1 protein-coding gene is annotated in these 268 nt (G+C 61.6%); it reads right to left on the bottom strand.

The genetic code is table 11. From position 1 onward, the window contains the following. Positions 1–268: IS1595 family transposase (locus PZC42_RS21500; protein WP_277214204.1), on the bottom strand; the 268-nt coding region annotated here is incomplete at both ends.

Below are 268 nucleotides of genomic sequence, written 5' to 3'. Positions count from 1 at the left end.
CCATGACGCCGTGCTCTTTGCCACCGACGTAGGTTTCGTCCATCTCGACTTCGCCGCCGAGCATCCCGGTGTCGTCGGCCATGAGCTTCCTGATCTGGTTGAACATTCTCCACGCCGTCTTGTAGGTGACGCCAAGCTCCCGCTCTAGCTGTTTCGCGGAGATTCCGCAGCGGGTGGACGCGATCAGGTGCATCGCGTAGAACCACGACTTTAGCGGCGTGGTGGACTTCTCGAAGATCGTCCCGGCCAGCGGGTAGACGTGGGTGCC

The sequence above is a fragment of the Isoptericola croceus genome (genome assembly GCF_029382255.1).
Classification (GTDB): Bacteria; Actinomycetota; Actinomycetes; order Actinomycetales; family Cellulomonadaceae; genus Isoptericola; species Isoptericola croceus.
Note: the sequence above shows the minus strand (reverse complement) of the source record. Positions and strands in the feature narration are given on the sequence as shown.